At 60.2% G+C, this 22468-nt stretch carries 24 protein-coding genes and 1 other annotated feature; of the genes, 5 read left to right on the top strand and 19 right to left on the bottom strand.

Going from position 1 to position 22468, the window contains the following annotated elements; genetic code table 11:
• Window positions 1-30: 30 nt before the first annotated feature.
• The 12 genes from H8695_RS04080 to ilvN form a co-directional block, all read right to left on the bottom strand.
• Window positions 31-765, bottom strand: coding sequence for a class I SAM-dependent methyltransferase (locus tag H8695_RS04080; RefSeq protein WP_249299613.1), 735 nt, complete (start codon window positions 763-765; stop codon window positions 31-33).
• Window positions 766-786: 21 nt separating this feature from the next.
• Window positions 787-1533, bottom strand: coding sequence for a peptidoglycan recognition protein family protein (locus tag H8695_RS04075; protein ID WP_249299612.1), 747 nt, complete (start codon window positions 1531-1533; stop codon window positions 787-789).
• 190 nt (window positions 1534-1723) lie between these two features.
• Window positions 1724-2743, bottom strand: a complete 1020-nt coding sequence (gene aroF / locus H8695_RS04070; RefSeq protein ID WP_249300261.1) for a 3-deoxy-7-phosphoheptulonate synthase — start codon at window positions 2741-2743, stop codon at window positions 1724-1726.
• 257 nt (window positions 2744-3000) lie between these two features.
• Window positions 3001-4200 (bottom strand): threonine ammonia-lyase, encoded by a 1200-nt coding sequence (gene ilvA, locus H8695_RS04065; protein ID WP_249299611.1) that lies wholly within the window; start codon window positions 4198-4200, stop codon window positions 3001-3003.
• Window positions 4201-4272: 72 nt separating this feature from the next.
• Window positions 4273-4504, bottom strand: a binding site (T-box leader).
• Window positions 4505-4604: 100 nt separating this feature from the next.
• Window positions 4605-5657, bottom strand: coding sequence for a uridine kinase family protein (locus H8695_RS04060; protein ID WP_249299610.1), 1053 nt, complete (start codon window positions 5655-5657; stop codon window positions 4605-4607).
• On the bottom strand, window positions 5654-6172 hold the full coding sequence (locus tag H8695_RS04055) for an ECF transporter S component (RefSeq protein WP_249299609.1): 519 nt from the start codon (window positions 6170-6172) through the stop codon (window positions 5654-5656). The genes H8695_RS04060 and H8695_RS04055 overlap by 4 nt, the downstream gene beginning before the upstream one ends.
• A 163-nt stretch (window positions 6173-6335) precedes the next feature.
• On the bottom strand, window positions 6336-6743 hold the full coding sequence (locus H8695_RS04050) for a DUF3842 family protein (protein WP_249299608.1): 408 nt from the start codon (window positions 6741-6743) through the stop codon (window positions 6336-6338).
• Between the two features lie 43 nt (window positions 6744-6786).
• Window positions 6787-8451 carry a biosynthetic-type acetolactate synthase large subunit gene (gene ilvB, locus H8695_RS04045; RefSeq protein ID WP_249299607.1) on the bottom strand — a complete coding sequence of 555 codons (1665 nt, stop codon included), beginning with the start codon at window positions 8449-8451 and terminating at the stop codon, window positions 6787-6789.
• A 66-nt stretch (window positions 8452-8517) separates the two neighbouring features.
• Window positions 8518-9285 (bottom strand): GNAT family N-acetyltransferase, encoded by a 768-nt coding sequence (locus H8695_RS04040; RefSeq protein WP_249299606.1) that lies wholly within the window; start codon window positions 9283-9285, stop codon window positions 8518-8520.
• Between the two features lies 1 nt (window position 9286).
• Window positions 9287-10963: a dihydroxy-acid dehydratase gene (gene ilvD / locus H8695_RS04035; protein ID WP_249299605.1), complete on the bottom strand. Its 1677-nt coding sequence runs from the start codon at window positions 10961-10963 to the stop codon at window positions 9287-9289.
• Between the two features lie 75 nt (window positions 10964-11038).
• Window positions 11039-12031: a ketol-acid reductoisomerase gene (gene ilvC, locus H8695_RS04030; protein ID WP_249299604.1), complete on the bottom strand. Its 993-nt coding sequence runs from the start codon at window positions 12029-12031 to the stop codon at window positions 11039-11041.
• A gap of 464 nt (window positions 12032-12495) precedes the next feature.
• Window positions 12496-12996 carry an acetolactate synthase small subunit gene (ilvN, locus tag H8695_RS04025; RefSeq protein WP_249299603.1) on the bottom strand — a complete coding sequence of 167 codons (501 nt, stop codon included), beginning with the start codon at window positions 12994-12996 and terminating at the stop codon, window positions 12496-12498.
• A gap of 428 nt (window positions 12997-13424) precedes the next feature.
• Here ilvN and H8695_RS04020 point away from each other — a divergent pair, with 428 nt between their 5' ends.
• Window positions 13425-15053 (top strand): DEAD/DEAH box helicase, encoded by a 1629-nt coding sequence (locus H8695_RS04020; protein ID WP_249299602.1) that lies wholly within the window; start codon window positions 13425-13427, stop codon window positions 15051-15053.
• 126 nt (window positions 15054-15179) lie between these two features.
• On the opposite strand, the gene H8695_RS04015 is transcribed toward H8695_RS04020, so the two are convergent.
• Window positions 15180-15419 carry an AbrB/MazE/SpoVT family DNA-binding domain-containing protein gene (locus tag H8695_RS04015; RefSeq protein WP_249299601.1) on the bottom strand — a complete coding sequence of 80 codons (240 nt, stop codon included), beginning with the start codon at window positions 15417-15419 and terminating at the stop codon, window positions 15180-15182.
• Window positions 15420-15521: 102 nt separating this feature from the next.
• Between H8695_RS04015 and H8695_RS04010 the strand changes: the two genes are divergently transcribed.
• Entirely contained in the window at window positions 15522-15749 is a 228-nt protein-coding gene (locus tag H8695_RS04010; RefSeq protein WP_249299600.1) for a helix-turn-helix domain-containing protein, read from the top strand.
• Window positions 15750-15779: 30 nt separating this feature from the next.
• Here the strand turns inward: H8695_RS04010 and H8695_RS04005 are convergent, their stop codons facing one another.
• The 4 genes from H8695_RS04005 to H8695_RS03990 form a co-directional block, all read right to left on the bottom strand.
• Window positions 15780-17129 carry an MATE family efflux transporter gene (locus H8695_RS04005; protein ID WP_249299599.1) on the bottom strand — a complete coding sequence of 450 codons (1350 nt, stop codon included), beginning with the start codon at window positions 17127-17129 and terminating at the stop codon, window positions 15780-15782.
• A 236-nt stretch (window positions 17130-17365) separates the two neighbouring features.
• The gene (locus H8695_RS04000; RefSeq protein WP_249299598.1) at window positions 17366-17725 is read right to left on the bottom strand and encodes a zinc ribbon domain-containing protein; all 360 of its coding nucleotides are present in this window, start codon (window positions 17723-17725) and stop codon (window positions 17366-17368) included.
• Between the two features lies 1 nt (window position 17726).
• Window positions 17727-17990, bottom strand: a complete 264-nt coding sequence (locus H8695_RS03995; RefSeq protein WP_249299597.1) for a GIY-YIG nuclease family protein — start codon at window positions 17988-17990, stop codon at window positions 17727-17729.
• Window positions 17981-18892, bottom strand: a complete 912-nt coding sequence (locus tag H8695_RS03990) for an AEC family transporter (RefSeq protein ID WP_249299596.1) — start codon at window positions 18890-18892, stop codon at window positions 17981-17983. The genes H8695_RS03995 and H8695_RS03990 overlap by 10 nt, the downstream gene beginning before the upstream one ends.
• A gap of 172 nt (window positions 18893-19064) precedes the next feature.
• Between H8695_RS03990 and H8695_RS03985 the strand changes: the two genes are divergently transcribed.
• The 3 genes from H8695_RS03985 to H8695_RS03975 are packed head-to-tail and all read left to right on the top strand — an operon-like array spanning window position 19065 to window position 21257.
• A complete protein-coding gene (locus H8695_RS03985) occupies window positions 19065-20597 on the top strand; it encodes a DUF1538 domain-containing protein (protein ID WP_249299595.1) in 1533 nt (510 codons plus the stop codon).
• Window positions 20584-20934 (top strand): hypothetical protein, encoded by a 351-nt coding sequence (locus H8695_RS03980; RefSeq protein WP_249299594.1) that lies wholly within the window; start codon window positions 20584-20586, stop codon window positions 20932-20934. The genes H8695_RS03985 and H8695_RS03980 overlap by 14 nt, the downstream gene beginning before the upstream one ends.
• Window positions 20931-21257 (top strand): P-II family nitrogen regulator, encoded by a 327-nt coding sequence (locus H8695_RS03975; protein WP_249299593.1) that lies wholly within the window; start codon window positions 20931-20933, stop codon window positions 21255-21257. The genes H8695_RS03980 and H8695_RS03975 overlap by 4 nt, the downstream gene beginning before the upstream one ends.
• Window positions 21258-21331: 74 nt before the next feature.
• Here H8695_RS03975 and H8695_RS03970 read toward each other — a convergent pair whose 3' ends face one another.
• Entirely contained in the window at window positions 21332-21658 is a 327-nt protein-coding gene (locus tag H8695_RS03970) for a branched-chain amino acid transporter permease (protein WP_346726795.1), read from the bottom strand.
• Complete coding sequence (locus H8695_RS03965) at window positions 21655-22374, bottom strand: AzlC family ABC transporter permease (protein ID WP_249299592.1); 720 nt, start codon at window positions 22372-22374, stop codon at window positions 21655-21657. Before H8695_RS03965 ends, H8695_RS03970 begins: the two co-directional genes overlap by 4 nt.
• Window positions 22375-22468 lie beyond the last annotated feature (94 nt).

Here is a 22468-nt window from a genome sequence, read left to right as displayed (position 1 = left end):
AGCAGGGAACCGACCATCGGTTCCCTGCTTTTACATTTGTTTTTTTGCCGCGACGATGAGCATCATGGGACGGCGCAGCTCGTCGACCATGCCCGGCAGATCGAGCATCTCCTGCAGCGGCTGGGGCTCTTTCAGATCGGTGACAGCAAAGCCGTTTTGAAGCAACGCCTGTACATAGCTTGTCAGTGTACGGTGGTATTTGACGACCCTCTCGCCGAGAAACACCGCTTCGCGCCTGCCCTCGATGAAATAGCGGTCAACAGGGAAGTGGAGAATGCTGCCGTCTGGGGCGTAGTACCAGTCCTGCGTGCCATAGGCGGTGAAAACCGGGTGCTCACAGGAGAAGACAAAGTCACCGCCCGGGGTGAGAAAACGGTGGATTTTCTCTGCCACCGCATCAAAGTCGGCCACATAGTGAAAAGCAAGGGAGCTGAGCACCACGTCAAAGCTGCCGGGGGCGAAATCCACATCCTCGATGGACATGCACTCATAGCGGATGACGGGAGCGCTGTGCTCGCTGCGGGCGCGCGCGAGCATCCGCTCGGAGAGATCGACCCCGACGACGCTTGCGGCGCCGTGGCGGGCGGCATATTCGCAGTGCCAGCCAAAGCCGCACCCGAGGTCAAGCACACGTCTGCCTGTAAAATCGGGCAGCATGGGCTCGAGGGTCTTCCACTCGCCGGCGCCCTCAAGCCCCTTTTGGGAGCGGGTCATCTGGCTGTATTTTTCAAAAAAGACGCTGTCGTCGTACTTGTTTTCTTTCATGGCGGTTCCTCTTTCGCTGCATCAGTTGGTGCCGGAGACCGCAACACTCTCTCCCACCTCATAGAGAAAGCTCTGCCAGGCGTCCTCGTTTTGGACAAAGTAGCGCGGGCACTCCTTGCCGGTGACATCGTAGTGGCGGATGACGCCGGTCTCACTGTCGAGCGAGAACGTGTCGCAGAGCCAGGCGGTGAGCTTGACAAGCGCCTCATACGTCTGCTCGTTGAATGCGCCGCTCTCGTCCTCGTGACAGACTTCAATGGAGATGGTGTCATCGTTTCGGTCGTTGGAGCAGAATGCGACTTCATCGAGCGGCACGCACTGAATGATCTCCCCCTCGAGACCGATGACGAAGTGACTGCTGGCATAGGTCTCATGAGTGGTGGCGAGATTGCCGAAGTAGCTGCGGTTCTGCTTTGCAGTCGTGCCGGGGTTCCCGGTGTAATGAACGACCACTGCGTTGATCGCCTCGAGCTTTCTGCCCGGGCGGGAATAGGGGTTTTGCGGCAGAATATCCTGTGTGACATAGTCGGGCGGCGTGACGGCTGCAAGAGGCGGCTCGTCATATTCCGTCGGTGCGGGCGTTGGCGCGGGCGTCGATGCGGGCCGAAAGAAGACGGCGCGTATGGCGAAGACAAGTCCCGCGAGAAGCGCGAGCGCCACGGCGCACACCAGTAGAAGTCTTGCGATCTGCCGCCGCCGTCGCCGGCGAAGACGCTGCCTGCGCCGGGCGGGGGAGAGCGGCGGCCGTTTTTGTAGGGCGGGGGGCATGGCGGTCTCTCCTGACATTGGATTGATGGACAGTAGTACCATGAACGCGAAGCGGTTATGGTATGATTGCGGCCATGTTTTCAGCTGTCCCGCAGGGACTTGCCCCGCAGGGGATGAGAGCACGGCCTGAATTCAATATAATAACCCATTATACCACCATTGCTCCACTTTGACAGCCCCCCAATATTGTTTAGAGGCTCTTATCCTCAAATGCGGCGCGTGCCCGAAGCCCGCGCGGCCCGTTCATCAGCTCATCAAACTGGTCGCAGTCGAGCGACTGTGCGCCGTCGCAGAGCGCCGTCTTGGGAGAGGGATGCACTTCGATGATGAGTCCATCGGCGCCCGCTGCGACAGCGGCGCGCGCAAGCGGTTCCACCAGCCATGCGACACCGCCCGAGTGGCTCGGATCGACGATGACCGGCAGATGGGTCTGACGCTTGAGCACCGCAACGGCCGAGACGTCGAGGGTGTTGCGCGTCGCCGTCTCAAAGGTGCGAATACCGCGCTCGCAGAGGATCACGTTGGGGTTTCCGCCTGCAAGGATGTACTCCGCACTCATGAGAAGCTCCTCGATGGTGCTCGAGAGCCCGCGCTTGAGCAAAATGGGTTTGCGGCTGTGGCCGAGCTCCTTGAGCAGCTGAAAGTTCTGCATGTTGCGCGCGCCGACCTGAATGACGTCGACGTCGGCAAAGAGATCGAGATGGGTCTCGCTCATGATCTCGGTGACGATGGGCAGACCCGAGGCCCGCTTTGCCTCAAGCAGCAGGCGGATGCCCTCCTCGTGCAGCCCCTGAAAGGCGTAGGGGGAGGTGCGGGGCTTGAATGCGCCGCCGCGCAGGTAGCGCGCGCCGCTCTTTTTGACGGCGTTCGCGACGGTGACCATCTGCTGCTCACTCTCGACTGAGCAGGGCCCCGCAATGACGGTGAAATGGCCCTGGCCGATTTCCGCGCCGGGTCCGCCGACAATGGTGTCAGCCGGGTGAAAGCGGCGGTTTGCGGCCTTGTAGGGCTCTGACACACGGCGCACGTCGGCAACAAGCGGGTTTGCCCGAATTGCGTCAATGTCCACCACGGAGGTGTCGCCAATGAGCCCCAGAATGGTTGTGTGGGAACCCTCACTCAGATTGACTGAGAGCCCCTGAGCGCGAAAGACCTCAATGAGCGCGCTGACCATGCTGCGATCCGGATTCTGCTTTAAAATGACGATCATATGATTCATCCTCTCCTGCGGGCAAACAAAAAGGCCGATCTCTTTTGTTGTCAAAAGAGATCGGCCACAGGCCCGAAATGCGGTCTACCGACGTCTCAATTTTTGACAACACAAAACACCTGCGCCATAAAAGCCCAGGGTAAAGCTAAAGTAATACGCTTTGGTTGTCAGAATCTTGTTCATCGGTTTCTCCGTCTGATTTGGTTTGTTTGAGAATACCACCGCCCGGGCAATTTGTCAAGCGGCTGCCTGAAAAATCATCCGGCGACAATGTGAAAGCCCGCCGTCTTGAGCGCGTCGCGAATCTCATCGACGTGGGCGTGGTCGCGCGTCTCCAGCGACAGGTGCAGCACACAGCTCGTCACGGCGGTGTTCTCTTCGCCGCGATCGTGGTGCACCGACACGACATTGCCGCCGAGGCGCGAAATAATCCCGCTGACTTGGGTGAGCTGGCCCGGCTTGTCGGCGAGCGCAATGGTCATATTTGCGACCCGGCCGGCCTTGAGCAGGCCGCGCGTGATCACGCGCGAGAGGATGGTCACATCGATGTTTCCGCCTGAGAGTACACAGGCGACTTTTTTGCCGCGGATGTCGACCTTGTGGAACATCGCCGCCGCGACCGAGACGGCGCCCGCCCCCTCGGTGACCATCTTCTGGGTCTCCATCAGCGCGAGAATGGCCGAGCTGATCTCATCGTCGGTGACAGTTACCACCTCATCCACATATTGGTTTACCAGCTCGTAGGTCAGATCGCCCGGGTGTTTGACGGCGATGCCGTCGGCGATGGTGGCGACGTCCGAAAGCTCGATCGGCTTGTGCTCCCGGAGACTTTCAACCATGGAGGGTGCGCCTGCCGCCTGTACGCCGTAGACCTTGCAGTTGGGGTTGAGGGCCTTGACGGTGAAAGCGATGCCCGAGATCAGCCCGCCGCCGCCGATTGGCACGATCACCGCATCAAGATCAGGCAGCTGGTCGAGAAGCTCCAGGCCGATGGTCCCCTGACCGGCGATGACGTCCTCGTCGTTGAAGGGGTGGATGAACACGCTGCCCTGCTCCTGCTGGAGCTCGAGCGCGCGGTTGTAGGCGTCATCGTAGACGCCGGGAACCAGAACCACATCCGCGCCGTAGCTCTTGGTGGCCTCAACCTTTGAGATGGGCGCGCCGTCGGGCAGACAGATGGTCGCGCGGATTCCCTCGCGCTGCGCGGCAAGGGCGACGCCCTGCGCGTGATTGCCCGCGGAGCAGGCGATGACGCCGCGGCTCTTCTCCTCCGAGGTGAGCTGGGAGATTTTGTAGGCCGAGCCGCGCAGCTTAAAGGAGCCTGTCAGCTGCAAATTCTCGGTCTTCAGATACAGCTCGTACCCGTCGGAGAGGACGGGCGAGTAGATCAGGTCGGTTCTGCGCACCGTGTTTTTGAGAACAAAGGCGGCGTGGTAAACTTTGTCAAGTGTCAGCATGGGTCATTCCTCCTCAAGATGTACGGCACGGGTGATGGCCCGGCGCCAGAAGACAAAAAAGCCCCCGTCTCACAAAGAGACGAAGGCTTTGAAAGCTTCGCGGTACCACTCTTTTTGCCGAAGTAATCGGCCGCTCATCCACGTCCATCAACGTGTTCTTCTCTAACGGGAAGTCCCGGCGCCGCTTACTGTGATTCGGCGGGCTGCTCAAGGGTGATGCGGGCGACATGCCGTACCGCCTCGCACCAGCCGGCGGCTCTCTGAAAACGGGGGATGCACCCTGTGTCCCTGTCAACGCATTTCGTACATCTAAGATAGGCGTTTTTTTTGCATTTGTCAAGAGCGGCGGCAAATTTTATTCGAAAAAGGATGTCTTGAAACACCGGCGACCAGCCGGCAAGAGCCTAGCACAAAACAAAATCACAGCTCTCTCGGATGCCGTAGTGCTCAAAATAGCGGTTTTCCATCGGAATCCAGCGCCCGGTGAATGCTTTCAGCAATTCGGGACCACTTCGCGCGAGAATGCGCTTTTTCTGCTTCTCAGGCGCAATGTGGCAGAAGACTCGCAGAGCGCAGTAGTCGCCAAAGCGCGGGTGGAGACTGTAGGCTCCCTCGACGATGTGAAGAGCGGCGGGGAGAATCTCCCGGCTTGATGAGCAGCAGCCGCGCGAACAGTCGAACACGCGGTATGAGAGGGCCTGTCCCATACGCAGGCCGGGCAGAACCTCGCTGGCAAAGCGCTCGTAGTGGATGTTGCCGCCCGGCTCGCCGAGGCGCTGCGGCGTCCGCAGTGCAGCAGGGAGAAAGAAGTCGTCCATGTGGATGACCGGACAGCAGAAGAGCTCGCCGAGAAGCTGCGCCGCCGTGGTTTTTCCGGAGGCCGCACAGCCGTCGATGGCAAGAACACTTCCGGCGGGTAGACGCGCGGCTGCTGCAATCACGGGCAGCAGCCGCACAAAGCGCTCGTCAATCACCCGGTAGGCAGGCGAGCAGGCCGCGCGGTACGCGTCGCTGTGATGCACCGGGGGAAACCCCGCGGCTTCATAGGAGCGCAGATAGACGTCGAGCTCATGCGAAGTGAAAGCAAAGACTCCCTCCTCTGCACAGCGGCGCAGAGTGCGCAGCTTTTTCACAAAGCGCTCGTGCCGTCCCGCACTGCCGGCGGACGACAGAACGAAGATGCGGTTGAGAAGACCGGGCGAAATCTCGCGGCAGCCGGCCGCTGCGAGATTCAGGCGAACCCGGCCGCCTCCGACCGGTTCGGTGAGCGCCGCGCCGGAGCGCAGCGGCGTGGCGGCCATTTCGGCTTGCAGCCGCTCAAGGCTCGCGCGCTCGTCCGTGATGAGGTGGCCGCCGCCAAACTCATTCTGATAGACCAGCTTGACCGCATCCTGCACACGCATCTCGGGGTGGCTTTTCGCATGGGCTCTGAGTACGGGGAGCAGAGGACCGGTCATGGGAGCAGTTTTGCCTTTTCCAGGGCGTAGTAGACCACCGGAACGGCGATGAGCTGAATGACGATGCCGGGCAGCGCCGTGACAAAAGCTGCCGTCAGCCAGACCTGCATGGAATAGGCCCCCGCACGGAAGATCAGCGTGTTGAGCAGCCCGAGCACGACCCGGCCGACGAGCATGGCGCCGATGAGCGAGACATAGAGATTGGCCGCTTTGCTGCGGGTCTTGACCAGCCGCAGAAGAAGCCCCGCCATCAGACCGTAGACGGCAAGCTCACAGAGCATGGAGGGCAGAATGGCAGCGGGGGGCATGCCGGTGGTGAAGTGTGAGAGAAGCGGCGCGAGAATTCCGCAGGCAAGCCCGTAGAGCGGGCCGCAGGCGAGCCCGCACAGCAGCACGGGAATGTGCATCGGAAGAAAGACCGTTCCGGCATTTGGAATCGTGTGAAAGGCGATGGGGAGCACCACCCCGAGTGCGATGCAGAGCCCCGTGAGAATCATGGCGTTTCGCTGTTTCATTGCTGTTACCTCCAGTGATGCAAAAAAATAGAAGATACCGGTCCCACTGGGTGGGACAGATATCTTCCTGATACCACATACTCAAATGCGCGGTAAAACGGCCTGGGGCCGCACGGCCCGCTGCAGCGGGCTGCACTTATTATACCGAAAAGGACAGCATCCGTCAACCGATGTTTTGCCGCACGGTGTCGACGGCGCTGCGGATGAGCTCGCTGACCGACAGCTCAGCCGTGCCGACGACAATGTTGTCGCAGCGGTTGACGGGAATGAGTATTTTTACGGCCCGGCTGCCGCCGACCGCTGCGGCTATTGCCGGCGTGATCTCCCCGAGAAGGGAATCGGCGATGACAATGCCGATCGGCCCGACGATGATGTCGGCGCTGCGGCTGGCGACGAGAACAGCGTTCTCTCCGGTCGCGGCGTTTGCAGCGCCCGATTTGAGCATGTTCCCGGTTGCGAGGGAATTGGTGCCCACTACGGTGAGCTCCGTTTCGGGTATCCCGAGAAGTCCCTCGGCGAGCTGACGGCCGATTCTGCCGCCCTGGCCGTCGATGATGAGAATGCGGGTCATGTTGTTCCCCCTTAAAAAATGGCGCGTGCCCGCGCCATTTTTTCTATTTTCCAATGATGATGTCGGAGATGGCGGCGCCCGGTGCGACCATGGGCCAGACGCTATCGTCCATGCCGATCTGACAGTCGAGAACAAACGGACGCTTTGAGGCGATTGCCCGGCGCAGGGCGGGGCCCACCTCCTCGCGTTTTGTGACGGCAAGCGCCTCGCAGCCGAAGCCTCTGGCGATTTTGACAAAGTCGACGCCGTCGGACAGAGTGGTGCTCGAGTAGTGGCCCTCGTAGAAGAGGGTCTGCCACTGCCGCACCATGCCGAGCACGTGGTTGTTGAGAATGATTTCCACCACCGGAATCTGGTGGCGCACGGCCGTCGCAAGCTCGTTTAAGTTCATGCGGAAGCACCCGTCGCCGGCGATGTTGAAGACATGCTTGTCCGGGCAGCCGACCTGTGCGCCGATGGCGGCGCCGAGTCCGTACCCCATGGTGCCGAGTCCGCCGGAGGTGAGCAGCGTGCGCGGCGAGCGGAATTTGTAGTACTGCGCTGTCCACATCTGGTGTTGGCCGACGTCGGTGGCGATGACGAAGCTGCCGTCGTCGAGCTTGGAGAGCTCTTCGATGACATAGGGCCCCGTCAGGGTGCTCTCGTCGTAGGCAAGCGAATAGCTCTGCTTGTTCATGGCAATTTCGGCCATCCACTTCTGATGGCTGAGCCGGGGCAGCTTGCGGTTGAGTTCGGCGAGAATATCCTTGAGATTGCCGACGATGGCATAGTCCGCGCCGATGTTCTTGTTGATCTCGGCGGGGTCGATGTCAATTTGCAGAATCTTCGCGTTGGCGGCAAATTTCTCAGCGTTTCCAATGACGCGGTCTGAGAAGCGCGAGCCCAGCACGATGAGCAGATCGCAGTTTGTCACGCCGAGATTGGAGGTCTTGGTGCCGTGCATGCCGAGCATGCCGGTGTAGTGGGGGTGGTCGCCCGGAAAAGCGCCCTTGCCCATGAGCGAATCGCAGACCGGTGCATCAATGGTCTCGACAAATTCGAGAAGCTCCTCGGAGCAGTCGGCGAGAATGGCGCCGCCGCCGACAAAGACATAGGGCTGGCGGCTCTCGTGAATCATCTGAATTGCCTCGTCAAGCCGGAGCATTTCGGCAGAGACGGTCGCCGTCGGGCGGATTTTGGGCAGCTTTTTCTCATAGTCGCAGACGGCGGCGGTCACGTCCTTGGTGATGTCGATGAGAACCGGGCCCGGCCGGCCCTCCCGCGCGATGCGAAAAGCCTCGCGCACGGTGCGTGCCAGCTCGCCGACGTCCTTGACGATGTAGTTGTGCTTGGTGATGGGCATGGTGATGCCGGCGATGTCGACCTCCTGAAAGCTGTCGCGTCCGAGCAGAGGGAGCGTGACATTCGCGGTGATGGCGACCATCGGCACGGAGTCCATCATGGCGGTGGCGATACCGGTGACAAGATTGGTCGCGCCGGGGCCGGAGGTGGCGATGCACACGCCCACCTTGCCGGTCGCGCGGGCATAGCCGTCGGCCGCGTGGGCCGCGCCCTGCTCGTGCGAGGTCAGAATATGGGTGATCTCATCGCGGTGCTTGTAGAGTGCGTCGTAGATGTTGAGTACAGCGCCGCCCGGAAAACCGAAGATGGTGTCGACACCCTGCTCCTTGAGACACTCGATGAGAATTTCAGAACCGTTGAGCTTCATGTGCTACCTCCAAAAAGGGATTACAAATCATTCTATAAAAAACAGGGAAAAAAGTCAATTCACCGGTCAATAGCCCTCGATCTCATAAGCCGGGTATTCGCAGTCGAAGTGGTAACCCAGCTTTTCGGCGAGGGCAACCGACCAGAGATTCTGCGCGTCCCAGCTGGGGTAGAGCCCGCGCTCGAGACAGGCGAGAATGAGCGCTGCGCCGCAGGCGTAGGCGAGCCCCCGCCTGCGGTGGGCGGGACTTGTGTCGATTTCGACTTCGATGCCGCCGCGGTAGCGGGAGTAGGCCGAGGCACCCGACACGGGAACGCCGTGTTCCAGCGCGACGATGCCGAGCCCGAGCTTCTGATAGACCGCATAGTCCTCGTACTGGCTGACGAGATCGCGGCTCCAGTCATTTGCGCGGCACAGGGCGAAGAGCTCCCCGTCGATCGGGCGCAGACAGAAGCCGGGCGGCAGAGAGCGCACGGCGGCTCCCAGCGCGTCCCGGTCAAAGATGTCCGGCTCCTTTTTTATCGCGTAGCGCACAACCCGCCGGGCCCTCGCGCCGTAAGCCAGCTCAATGGCGTTTTCCCAGCTTCTGTCGCGGGGGACCATGATGATGAAGTCGCGCTCCCAGTCCGGAGGCCTGTAGCGAGCGAGCGCATCGCTTGGCCGCCCGGCGAGAAAGCAGAAGTCGCCGAGAATCGCCATGGCCGAGCGGGGTTCGGCGGGGTCGTCGGCATAGACGCGGCCCATCACCCCCTGCAGACAGGACCAGATGATGCTCTCCTGCCAGCCGTCGAAGAGAGGACCGGCAGCGCCGGGATCTGCGAGGCGGGAAATCATCTCAGCGGTCTTCCGGCGCGACCAGCACGGCGCCGGTGTTGGCGCTTGTGACAAGCGCGGCATAGCGGCGCAGAGCGCCGGTTGTGACCTTGGGCTCGCGGGGCTTCCAGGCGGCGCGGCGCCGTTCGAGCTCGCTGTCTGAGACCTTGAGATTCAGCGCGTTGTGGGGAATGTCAATGGAGATGATGTCCCCCTCCTGTACAAGGGCAATGGGGCCGCCGACCGCAGCCTCAGGCGAGATGTGGCCGATGGAGGCTCCGCGCGAGGCGCCGGAGAAGCGCCCGTCGGTGATCAGCGCGCAATACTGCTCGAGCCCCATGCCGGTGATGGCCGAGGTGGGGTTGAGCATCTCGCGCATACCAGGACCGCCGCGCGGCCCCTCGTAGCGGATGACGACGACATCGCCCTTTTTGATCTGGCCGCCGAGGATGGCCGCGATCGCGTCCTCCTCACAGTCGAACACGCGGGCGGGGCCCTCGTGGACCATCATCTCGGGCACCACGGCGGCGCGCTTGACCACCGAACCGAGCGGCGCGAGATTTCCCTTGAGCACGGCGATGCCGCCGGTCTCGCTGTAGGGCTCCTCCACGGGCCGGATGATTTCGGGATTGCGGTTTTTGCAGTCGCGAATGTTCTCCCACACGGTTTTGCCGGTGCAGGTGATCATGTCGGTGGAGAGAAGATTTTTCTTTGCGAGTTCGTTCATCACGGCATACACGCCGCCCGCCTCGTTGAGATCCTCGATGTAGGTATCTCCGGCCGGGGCCAGATGACAGAGATTCGGCGTCTTCGCCGAAATCTCGTTTGCCACCTCCAGATCAAGCTTGACGCCCGCCTCATGGGCAATGGCGGGCAGATGGAGCATGGAGTTCGTGGAACAGCCGAGCGCCATATCGACGGCCATGGCGTTGCGAAGCGCCTTCTCGTTCATGATGTCGCGCGGGCGGATGTTCTGGCGGACGAGCTCCATGATCTGCATGCCGGTGTGCTTTGCCAGGCGGATGCGGTCGCTCATCACAGCCGGGATGGTGCCGTTGCCGGGCAGAGCCATGCCGAGCGCCTCGGTCAGACAGTTCATGGAATTTGCGGTGTACATGCCCGAGCAGGACCCGCAGGTCGGGCAGGCGCGGCTTTCATACTCCTCGAGCTTCTCGTCGTCGATTTTTCCGGCGGCGCGGGCGCCGACGGCCTCAAACATATGCGACAGGCAGGTGCGCTGTCCGTCGCGCATTTTGCCGGCGAGCATCGGGCCCCCCGAGACGAAGATGGTGGGGATGTTGACGCGCGCGGCCGCCATGAGCAGCCCCGGCACGTTTTTGTCGCAGTTCGGAACCATCACGAGGCCGTCGAACTGGTGGGCGATGGCCATGGCCTCGGTGGAGTCGGCGATCAGCTCGCGGGTGATCAGCGAGTACTTCATGCCGATGTGGCCCATTGCGATGCCGTCGCAGACTGCGATGGCGGGGAAGACGACCGGTGTGCCGCCGGCCATGAGCACGCCCGTGCGCACGGCCTCGGTGATCTTGTCGAGATTCATGTGGCCCGGTACGATCTCGTTGTAGGAGCTCACGATGCCGATGAGGGGGCGCTCAAGCTCCTCTTTCGTCATGCCGAGCGCGTTGAACAGGGAGCGGTGGGGCGCCTGCTGCAGCCCCGATTTGACATTGTCGCTTTTCATATGATACCGCCTTTCGGGTGATTGAAACAAAAATCTCAGCCGGGTGCGCCGGCTGAGATTTGTCGGTGGAATCTCTTACTTTTTCAGCCAGCTCATCATCTTGCGCAGCTTCGCGCCGACCGAGGAGCTCTGATGCTCGGCCTCCATGCGGCGGCGGGCATTGAAGTTCGGTCTGCCGCACTGGTTCTCCAGAATCCAGTTCTTGGCGAACGTGCCGTCCTGAATCTCGCCGAGGACTTTTTTCATCTCTTTTTTGGTCTCCTTGGTGATGATGCGCGGGCCGACCATGTAGTCGCCGTACTCGGCGGTGTCGCTGATGGAGTATCTCATGTACTCAAAGCCGCCCTGGTTGATCAGATCGACAATGAGCTTCATCTCGTGGATGCACTCAAAATAGGCGCTCTCCGGCTGGTAACCGGCTTCGACGAGAGTCTCGAAGCCCGCTTTCATCAGCGCGCAGACACCGCCGCAGAGAACGGCCTGCTCGCCGAAGAGATCGGTCTCGGTCTCCTCCTGGAAAGTGGTCTCCAGCACGCCGGCGCGCGCGCCGCCAATGGCGAGCGCATAGGCCAGACCGATGTCATGCGCCTTGCCGGTGTAATCCTGATGGACTGCAATCAGACAGGGTACGCCATGGCCCTCGACATACTGGCTGCGCACCGTGTGGCCCGGCCCCTTCGGGGCGATCATGAACACGTCGACATCTTTCGGCGGAACGATCTGACCGAAGTGGATGTTGAAGCCGTGGGCAAAGGCCAGGGCCTTGCCCTCGCTCAGGTTGGGCTCAATGGATTCGCGGTAGAGCTTGGCCTGCTTCTCGTCGTTGATGAGGATCATGATGATGTCGGCTCTCTTGGCGGCCTCGGCGGCAGTATAGACTTCAAAGCCCGCCTGCTCGGCGCTGGCCCAGGATTTGCTGCCCTCGTAGAGGCCGATGATGACGTGGACACCCGACTCTTTCATATTCAGCGCGTGGGCATGGCCCTGGCTGCCGTAGCCGATGACGGCGACGGTCTTTCCGTCGAGCAGCGCGAGATTGCAGTCTTCCTGATAGTACATTTTAGCCATTGTAATACACTCCTTTTAAATGGGTTGCTATTTTGATCGGAATTGGATATACTTCTATTAAGAGAAGCCGCGCCCCTGCCCGTTAGAGCGCCACCTTTGAGGGTGGAAGAGCCGTTAAAGGGGGCCCCGCTTCTCTTCTTTATGTTTTTAATGTCGCGTACCGCACCTATTGGGAAGGCGGCGCTTTCCGCAAAATCATTGCTGTCTGTTGCGATTTGTGGTATATCATTATTAGAAGTGTTCGCACTCTGTGCGTTACTTCCAGATGGAACTGTGCGCTTGACGTCTTGGACGTACACCCGGGGGACGGCCTTTGCCGCATCACCTGGACTGCGCAGGTTCCATTTTTTATTGATTGTCTCTCGAATGATTTTAATAATTGTGTGGGGCGGGTGCTTCTGTGCCCTGTAAACCCCAGGCTGGTCGTAATCGAAAGGGGAAAGCCGCTTTTGATGAGATCCTGATCAATTGAACTGTCTGGCGTCGGCAATGCCGCGTGTGACTCCGGTGAGACCGGTTTGGACCAGTTCCTTGATGTTATAGCCCTTGAGAATTTCGATAAAGGCCTCGATTTTGGGAAAGTCGCCTGTGATTTCAATGGTCAGAGAATCGGGTGCGACATCGACGATCTTCGCGCGGAAGATGCCGACGGTCTCGACGATGGCGGGCCGAGTTGTCTCGTTGGCCTCGACCTTGATCAGGGCGAGCTCGCGGTATACCGACTCACCCTCGGGCAGCTCAATGATCTGAATGACATCGTAGAGCTTTGCCAGCTGTTTTTTGATCTGGTCGAGAATCTGGTCGTTGCCGGTGGCGACAACTGTGATACGCGAGATGGTGGGATCCTGCGTGACGCCGACGGTGAGGCTGTCGATGTTGTAACCGCGCCGGCTGAACAGGCCCGTAACCCGGCTGAGAACGCCCGAGAGATTGCGAACCAGAATGGAGAGTACCAGTCGTTTCAAATGTGTTCCGCCTTTCTTTTTTCAGGTGTCCGATGGCCTTGAGACGGCCCGGAAGATATGACGAAACCTCGTACCAAAGCAAAAACTTAAAGTACGAGGCGGCTTAACAGAGCGTGTCGTGTGCACCCGGTTGACAGAAGCAGAACGCCTTAAATTTTAAGGCGGCATCAGCCGGGACACCGGTCCAAAAATTGTGTTAACTATTATAACAACTGGCGGGGGGCTTGTCAACGCCCAGTATCCGTGCAATCTATCCCAATTTCCCGCACGACGCGGCGCATTTTTTGTAGTGCCTTTCAGAAAAAAAGTGCAAACTTCTTCCAAAAGCTCTTCCGGGTGTGGTATACTACAAATAAGTATGACTTTTTCAGGACTGTACCGCCCGGCACGGCTGGGCGATGAAGAATAAGAGGCAAAGGAACGTTAGAATGAATTTCACCGATTTAAACCTGATCCCCGAGCTCATGCACGCCATTTCAGACATGGGCTACGAGATGCCCTCCCCGATTCAGGAGAAGGCGATCACTCCGGTGCTGGCGGGCTACGACCTGGTTGGCTGCGCCCAGACGGGCACCGGCAAGACTGCGGCTTTCGCGCTGCCTATTCTGCAGCAGCTGAGTACCCGCGAGGCGCAGGGGGTGCGGCCTATCCGCGCGCTGATTCTGACCCCCACGAGAGAACTTGCGCTCCAGATTGAAGAGAGTTTTGAAGCCCTTGGCAAATACCTGCCGCTCTGCGAGGCCGTCCTGTTCGGCGGCGTGGGTCAGCAGCCCCAGGTCGACGCGCTCAAGCGCGGCGTCGACATTCTCGTTGCGACCCCCGGGCGGCTTCTGGATCTCATCGGCCAGGGCTATGTCGATCTCAGACAGGTCGAGATCTTTGTGCTCGATGAGGCCGACCGCATGCTCGACATGGGCTTTATTCACGATGTGCGCCAGGTCATCAAAAAACTGCCAGAAAAACGCCAGACGCTGCTCTTTTCGGCCACCATGCCAAAGGAGATCCGCGAGCTGTCCAATTCCATGCTCAAAAATCCGGTGCGCGTCTCGGTGACGCCCGAGTCGTCGACGGTCGAGGCCATTGACCAGAAAGTCTGCTTTGTCGACCGCTCCAACAAGAGAAAGCTCCTGATTCACCTGCTCAAGGATGAGTCGGTGGTGTCGGCGCTCGTCTTCACCCGCACCAAGCACGGCGCCGACCGCGTTGCGCGCGAGCTGCAGCGCGCCGGCATCAAGGCGGCCGCCATTCACGGCGACAAGACCCAGGGCGCGCGGCAGGATGCGCTGGGCCGCTTTAAGGAGGGCAAAATCCGCGTGTTGGTCGCGACCGATATCGCGGCGCGCGGGCTCGACATCAGCGAGCTGTCCCACGTGTTCAACGTCGATCTGCCGGAGGTGCCTGAGACCTATGTCCACCGCATCGGCCGCACCGGCCGCGCGGGGCTTTCGGGCACGGCGATCTCCTTTTGCGAATACGGAGACATGGAGCTGTTTCGCGCTATAGAAAAGCTCATCGGCAAGGAGATTCCCGAGCTTGCCGGACATCCCTATCCCATGCAGGTGTTCTCCTCCGACGAACCGCGAGGCCGCGGCAGAGGCAGGGAGGAGGCCCGCCCGGTACAGGGTCTGCGCCCCGCGCCCGGCGAGAAGATCCGAAAGGCGGCGGCTCCGGTCGCAGCGCCGGGCGAGCGCATCAAAAAGGCGGGTACCCGCGATGAGGCCGCACAGAGACCTGCTGTGAAATCGTCGCTTGACCCGCTGGCGCGCCTGATCGCACCGGCGCCGAAGGATCAGCCGCCGGCTGACAAGGCCGACCGGGCTCAGCGCGCAGCCTCTGAGGAGCCGGCCGCGAAGAAGCGCCGTCGCCGCCGCAGAAAGCCGGCGGGCGAGACGGCCGCCGCGGCGTCTGCGCCGCAGGAGCCGCGCGTGCCGACCGCCCGGCCGGACCGCGGGCCGCGGTTCAGCCGGCAGGAGCCCTCGAGCGACTTCAAACCCTACTATCTGACGGAGTATCAACAGAGAAAACCGGGAAAGAAAAAAGTCTATCGCAGCCTGTAAGCAGAAAGCCCCGCGGGAATGTCCCGCGGGGCTGTTTTTATCAATTCGCTCTAGTACTGATCGGTTCTTGAAACGCCACAAAGAAACTCCGCCCGGGCGGAGCTGTCGAGTGGAGATCAGGCGTTTCTAAACGCCGGCAAGGCGGATGCAGTCCTCACACAGATACTTGCCGTGAACGGCGTGTAGTTTTTCCTCAGCCTGGCAGATGACACAGCAGGGGACGGCCTTGCGCATCAGCAGCGTATCGTGATCGGCATCATACGTCAGCGCCAGCGAGTCGCCTGCCTTGACACCGAGTGCCTGTCGGAAATCAGAGGGCACCACAATTCGACCGAGTTCGTCAATTCGTCTTTGATGAGTAAGCATAAAAACCCTCCTGTGACTGTATATATTTACCATATTACCGGAATATCCGGTAAAAGTCAATATCCATACGGGAGGTGATGCATACTATCAACAGGTGATAAGATGTACGAGAGAATCCGAAACCTCCGTGAAGACAAGGACTACACACAAAAGCATATCGCTGATGAACTGAAAGTTTCTCAGAAGACCTATTCCGACTATGAGCTGGGAAAGCTCAATATCCCAATATCCGCGCTCAAGATTCTCGCGCGTTATTTCGACACGAGCATCGACTATCTGGTGGGTCTCACCGACCGGCGCGAACCCTATCCGCCCGCAAAGGAGAAGTAGAGGGCAGGAGCCGTTGCTCCTGCCCTCTTTTTATGCCAATGGGACTTTTTTTGTCGCTTTTGAGAGCTTTGTGATGATGATGTAATAGCTGATGCAAAGGGGAATTGCCGAGCCGAGCCAGGCGAGGGGATTGGAGAAGCAGATCCCCTGAAAGCCAAACTGCTTTGACAGAACGCCCGCCGTAAAACAGCGCATCGCGAGTTCCATAAGTCCCGCGACCGTGGGGATGAAGCTGCGCCCGAGGCCCTGGAGCGTGTAGCGGTAGATGAAGAGAAACGCCAGCACAAAATACATCGAACAGTTGGTGACAAGATAGGTTTTGGCGTAGCCGAGAATTTCCGTTTTGCCCGGGCCGACAAAGAGGCCCACGAGGAAATTGCCGCCGAGAATGAGTATGGCCCCGAGTGTGAGCGAGGTCGCCACCGAGACCGCCGCACAGCGCCGCACGCCGGCGCGGATGCGGGGAATGTCGCCGGCGCCGAAGTTCTGCGCGGCATAGGTGCCCATGGCAATGCCAAAGGACATCAGCGGCTGCTGGCCGAGGTTGTCGATTTTGTGGCAGGCGGTGATGGCGGCGACGGCTGTCGAGCCGAGGCGGTTTACCGCCGCCTGCACCGTCATGGAGCCGATGGAGATGACCGAGGACTGAAAGGCCATGGGCAGCCCGATGCGGACGTGGTTCCAGACCGAGACCTGCTCGAGGCGCAAATCACTCTTTTCAAAGCGCAGAATGGGAAAGCGGCGCACAATGTGTATCAGGCACATGGCGCCCGAGACGAACTGTGAGATGACGGTAGCGATGGCCGCGCCCGCGACGCCCATGTGAAAGATGAGGATGAACGCAAAGTCGAGCACAATGTTCAAAAGACATGCGATCACCAGAAATACGACCGGCGTGCGGCTGTCGCCGAGCGCGCGGATGAGATTGGACAGCAGGTTGAACAGCATGGTTGCCGCAAGCCCTCCGCAGATGACCACAATGTAGCGGTAGGCATCCTGAAAAATGTCAGCCGGAACGCTCATCAGACGCATGACCGGTTTGCAGAACAGAACGCTCAGCGTGGTGAACACCACCGTGATCAGCACGGTCAATATCGCGCTGGTCGCCGCTGAGCGGCGCACACCGTCCTGGTCGCCGGCGCCGAAGCGCTGGGCTGTCACAACCGAAAAACCGGTTGTCAGCCCCTGTGAAACGCCGATGATCAGATAGGAGAAACTGCCAACCGATCCCACCGCGGCCAGAGCGTCGACGCTGATGGTGCGCCCGACAATGATGGTGTCGGCCATGTTGTAGAACTGCTGAAAAATATTGCCCAGAAGAAGCGGCAGAGCAAAAGACAGAATCAGCTTCAAGGGAGACCCCTTGGTCATATCTTTCATACAATCTCTCCCCTCGACATGTCATGGTGAATAGTTTAGCGCTGCGCGCTCCCGTCTGCAAGGGGAGCGAGACCTTTTTGTGAAAACTCACAGATTGGCGGCCGGCCGGACACGGATTCTGTGACAATATTATGGCGCAGCGGCGACATTGCAGCCGCCGCTGCGCGGCCGCGCACTTTTACAGAGGCTTTGGACACAAGAGGGCCCCGCGTCAAAGACGCGGGGCCCTTGGAATATCAGAGAGGTCCGCCGCACCTGGGGCAGAAAGAGAAGTCCTCCGTTGTCTCATAGCCGCAGTTTTGACACCGGCGAACTGTGGGGCCGGAAAAGTGCAGCTCGACGCCGTCGAGCGTCGTCTGTTCGCCGCGCTCCATGCGCCGGCCGATCCGGCTGTCGATTTCACAGGCCGCGCCGCAGCAGCTCATGCGGACAAAATAGTGACGCCCCCACGTGAACAGGGGGATGAAAAACAGCGAGAGTCGCTGGTAGTGCACGACGAGCTCCACCCGTGTGAGCCGCCCGCAGCGCGGGCAGGCAAGAAGCCCCTCAAGGGGAATGACCTTTTCGCCCGGCAGAATCCCAAAGAAGAAAAACATGTCAACCCTCCCCGATGAGTTTGAGCTTGCGTGAGCGCGGCATGGCCTTGATCTCACACTCGCGCGCGAGCGCAGCGCTCTTGGAGGCACAGGCCTCGCAGTAGACCAGCGTCAGCGGCCCCCGGCCGCGGGTGTATTTGGCGCCCTTGCCGCTGCGGTGCGCGGCGAGGCGCTTTTCGACGTCGTAGGTCCAGCCGGTGTAGAGCGTGCCGTCGGCGCAGCGCAGAATGTAGACGCTCGGTGTGCCGGCCGGTGTCAACTCCATGACAGAAGCAGCGCCAGCACGAGCGCAAGACTGATGAGAATCGAGAGCGACCCGAGCACGCCGCTGACTGAGCTCTTGCAGCCGCACTTTTCACAGTAGGCCGTGGTGACGGTCGGAATCGAGGCGAAGAGTCCAACGGTGAGGACCTGCTTGACGAGTGCGGGTACGGGCAGCAGCGCCCACACGGCGGCCGCAAAGACCGCGTTTAGCAGATAGCGCGCGCCGAGTATCCGCACAACGTCGCGGATCTCGCTGCGCTCGAGACGCAGATCGAACATGACGCCGATCATCAGCATGGCGAGAAAGGCGTTGCCGCTGCCAAAGATCTTTGCCACTGAGAAGACCTGAGCCGGCAGGCGAACCCGGCATAGAGACAGCACAAACATCACAAAATAGGTGAGGAAAGGCGCCGAGTGAAAGAGCTTTGAGACGATGTCGCGCAGCCGGACGCGGCGCTCGCCGGCAATGCTGCCGAACACGACGGCGTAAGAGCCGCCGAGGCTCCACAGGGCCTGTCCCATGTCAAACATGCTGATGACAACGATGCCGGCCGGCTCCAGAAAACTCTGCACAAAGGGCATGACAAAGGTGCCGATGTTGTAGCCGGGCAGATTGAGACCGTAGAGCGCGCGCACCGTCCCCTCCCGCCCGCGCGAGAGAAGAAAGCCGACCGCGAGCAGAATCACCGACGCGACGAAGCCCACCACGATGGAGACGAGCAGCGACAAGCTGAAAGAAAAGGTCTCAAAGCCGCCGATGAGCGCGGCGGGCAGCGTCAGATAGATTACGATTTTTGAGAGTAGCTTTGCGTCCTCAGCCTTGAAAAAACCGATGCGCTTGAGCACATATCCAACCGCGATGATTGCGACAAAACTCAGCGCCTTGAGCAGGACATCCCCCATGACAATCCCCCGATTTCACTGAACTGACCCAAATTATATCAGACCGTGAGGCGGGTGTAAAGCGCGTCAAAACAGATTGGCCGGGCGGTCTTAACAGAATCTTAACACAATAGACCTTACAATCTTTCCTCTTTTAAAATAAAATAGTATAAAAAGATAAGGAGGAGATGATTTGAACCAACGACTGCTGGCCAAAATCAAAGAATCGCTCGCCTCGGTCGCGCCCATTACGGCCCTTGTGCTGCTGCTGCATTTCACAGTGGCGCCTCTCGGGACGGGAACACTCGCGCTCTTCGCAGTCGGCGCGGTGATGCTGGTGCTCGGGATGGGTCTGTTCACCCTCGGCGCCGATGTCGCCATGATGCCGATGGGGGAGCGTGTCGGCGCGACGCTGACCAAATCGCGCAGTCTGCCGCTGCTCATCTGCGTGGGCTTTGTGATGGGAACGGTTATCACCCTCGCCGAGCCGGATTTGCAGGTGCTTGCGCGTCAGGTGCCCGCCGTACCCGACCGGGTGCTCATATGGACGGTCGCGGTGGGCGTCGGGCTCTTTCTCGTGGCGGCGCTGCTGCGCATCGTATTTCAAAAGAGGCTGTCCTATGTGCTGCTTGCGCTGTATGCAGTCGTGTTCGGACTCGCGATCTTTTCAAACGGGGATTTCCTTGCCGTGGCCTTTGACTCGGGCGGTGTGACGACAGGTCCCATCACAGTGCCGTTCATCATGGCGCTCGGCATCGGCGTCGCCGCCGTACGCGGCGGCGCAAGCGCAGAGGACGACAGCTTCGGACTGGTGGCGCTGTGCTCCGTCGGACCGATTCTGGCGGTGCTCGCGCTCGGCATGTTCTACGATTCCTCATCGGGCAGCTACGCCCCGACGCCGCTGCCGGCGGTGGAAAATCTCGGTGAGGCGCTGAAACTCTTCGGGCAGGAGCTGCCTCACTATGCCAGGGAGGTGGGCGTGGCACTGCTGCCGATTGTCGGCTTTTTCATTCTGTTTCAGGTGATAAAGCTGCGTCTGCCCAAAACGCAGATGATCAAAATGTGCGTGGGCATCGTCTATACTTATGTGGGCCTTGTGCTCTTTCTCACAGGCGTCAACGTCGGCTTCATGCCGGCGGGCAGCGAGCTCGGAGGGCTTATCGCCTCGCTCGATGCGCGGTGGCTGCTCATTCCCATCGGCATGGTGATCGGCTTTTTCATTGTCACGGCGGAACCGGCTGTCCATGTGCTCAACAAGCAGGTCGAGGAGATCACGGGCGGAACCATCACCCGCCGCGCCATGCTGCTGACGCTCTCCATCGGCGTCGCCGTATCCATCGGCCTTGCCATGATGCGGGTTCTTACCGGAATCGGCATCTGGTACTGTATTGTGCCGGGCTATCTGATCGCGCTGGGACTGACCTTTTTTGTGCCGCGGATCTTCACCGCTGTCGCCTTTGACTCGGGCGGCGTCGCGTCGGGTCCCATGACGGCGACATTTCTGCTGCCGTTTGCGATGGGCGCGTGCGAGGCGCTGGGAGGCAACGTGCTGACCGATGCGTTCGGCATCGTTGCCATGGTCGCCATGACACCGCTGATTGCCATACAGATACTTGGTGTCATCTATGTGTGCAAGGCAAAGAGAAACCCGGCACCGGAGCACAGAGAAGAGGAGCCGGAGATCATAGAACTGCAAACAGGGGGGACGACAAATGACACAGATTGAACAGCTGACGCTTACAGTCGGTATCGTCGACCGGGGAAAGGGAGAGAATATGACGGCCATTGCGAGGGAGCTCGGGGTGCGCCGCGCGACGATTCTGCTCGGTCTCGGCACGGCAAACAGCGAGATACTCGACTATCTCGGCCTCGGCGAGACGGAGAAAGACGTGGTGCTCATGGGAATTCCCGAGGCACTTCGAGAGCGGCTGTTTGCCGTTTTGACCGAGCGCATGCAGCTCGACCAGCCGGGGCACGGGATTCTCTTCTGCGTGCCGATGACGGCAATTGGAGGACTGCGGGCCATGGGCATGCTCATGGGAGATAAGGAGGGGACACGATGAGAGAATTTGAACTGATTGTCACCATTGTAAACAGAGGGTTTTCCGACAGCGTGGTCAAAGCTGCGCGCGAGGCGGGAGCCCAGGGGGGCACCATACTCCACGCGCGGGGAACCGGTGTCCACGAGGACGCAACCTTTTTCGGAATTACCATCCAGCCGGAAAAAGAGGTCGTGCTCACCCTTGTACCGCGCGCCGAGCGCGCCGAGATCATGCGTGCAATCTGCCGTGAGGCGGGACTTGATACGCCCGGCTGCGGGCTGTCTTTCTCACTGCCGGTGAGTGCCGTCGCAGGCATCAGCCACATGGGGCAGGAGCAGGCATAGCGCAAAAAGAGAGCGCCGGTGCGGCGCTCTGCCATAGACGAACGAGAAAAGGGCGGCTCACGGGAGCCGCCCTTTTAAAATACCAGCCGCGTGAGCAGCAGATAGATCACCGTGCCCCCGCCGATGGAGAGCAGGGTGTTTTTTCGCCAGAGGTGCAGCACTGTGATGCAGAGAAGGGCGATCAGCTCGGGGAATCCATGCGGGTAGACAGCGGGATTCACGCCCCTGAGACAGTAGACCACCAGCATCCCCATGATTGCAGTGGGCAGCACCTCGCCGAGGTAGACAACATACCGCGGCGGCGTACGCCGGTCGGGAAAGAGGAGAAAGGGAGCGATGCGCGTGAGAAAGGTGCCGGCAGCGACCGCACCGAAAAAGAGCATAGTGGAGAGAGTTGTCACAGCAGCTTCTCCTTTCTCATGGGCTTTTGCATCAGTGTCACCACGAGCAGAATCAACCCCATCGCGGGCAGCAGGAACCGGTCGGCGCCGAAGAGGACAAGGCAGAGCACCGTGGCCGCAACGCCGACGACAGCCGGCAGATGGTTTTGGGTCGCGCGCCACTGGTTCAGAAAAATGACCGTGAACAGCGCCGTGAGGACAAAGTCGAAGCCGGTTGTGTCAAGGCCGCTGAGAAAGCCGCCGGCAAGTCCGCCGATGGCCGAGCCGCCAATCCAGTAGAGGTGGTCGAGAAGCGTCACATAGAAGTAGAAGAGTGTCCGGTCGACCTCCTCAGGCGGCTTTGCTGAGCAGATGACGGAGAATGTCTCGTCGGTCAGCCCGAAGATCAGGTAGGGCTTGTATCGCCCTGTCCCGCGGAAAGTCTCAAGTGAGGACATGCCGTAGAAGAGGTGGCGCGCATTGACCATGATCGACATGAGAAAGGCATACAGCGGCGAAACGCCGAGCGTGATCAGGCTCACCGCGAGAAACTGCACGCCGCCGGCATAGATAAAGACACTGGTGCCGATGGCCCACCAGATGGAAAAACCGGCCGTTGTGATCAGAATGCCGAATGCAGTGCCAAGCACCAGATAGCCGGTCAGTATGGGTATGGTGTGTGGAAAAGCGGCTCTCAGCGCCGCCTGGTGCTGCGCGCGCCGCGTCTGTGTGGTCATGCTCTCACCTCTTCGGGCTGGAATGGAAAAATCATACCGCACCGGACGGCGCCGTGTCAAGCGCGTTGGGCCTGCATACGATGCACGTTTGCGC

The sequence above is a fragment of the Feifania hominis genome (assembly GCF_014384765.1).
Classification (GTDB): Bacteria; Bacillota; Clostridia; order Oscillospirales; family Feifaniaceae; genus Feifania; species Feifania hominis.
This window is presented reverse-complemented; position numbering and strand designations above follow the sequence as displayed.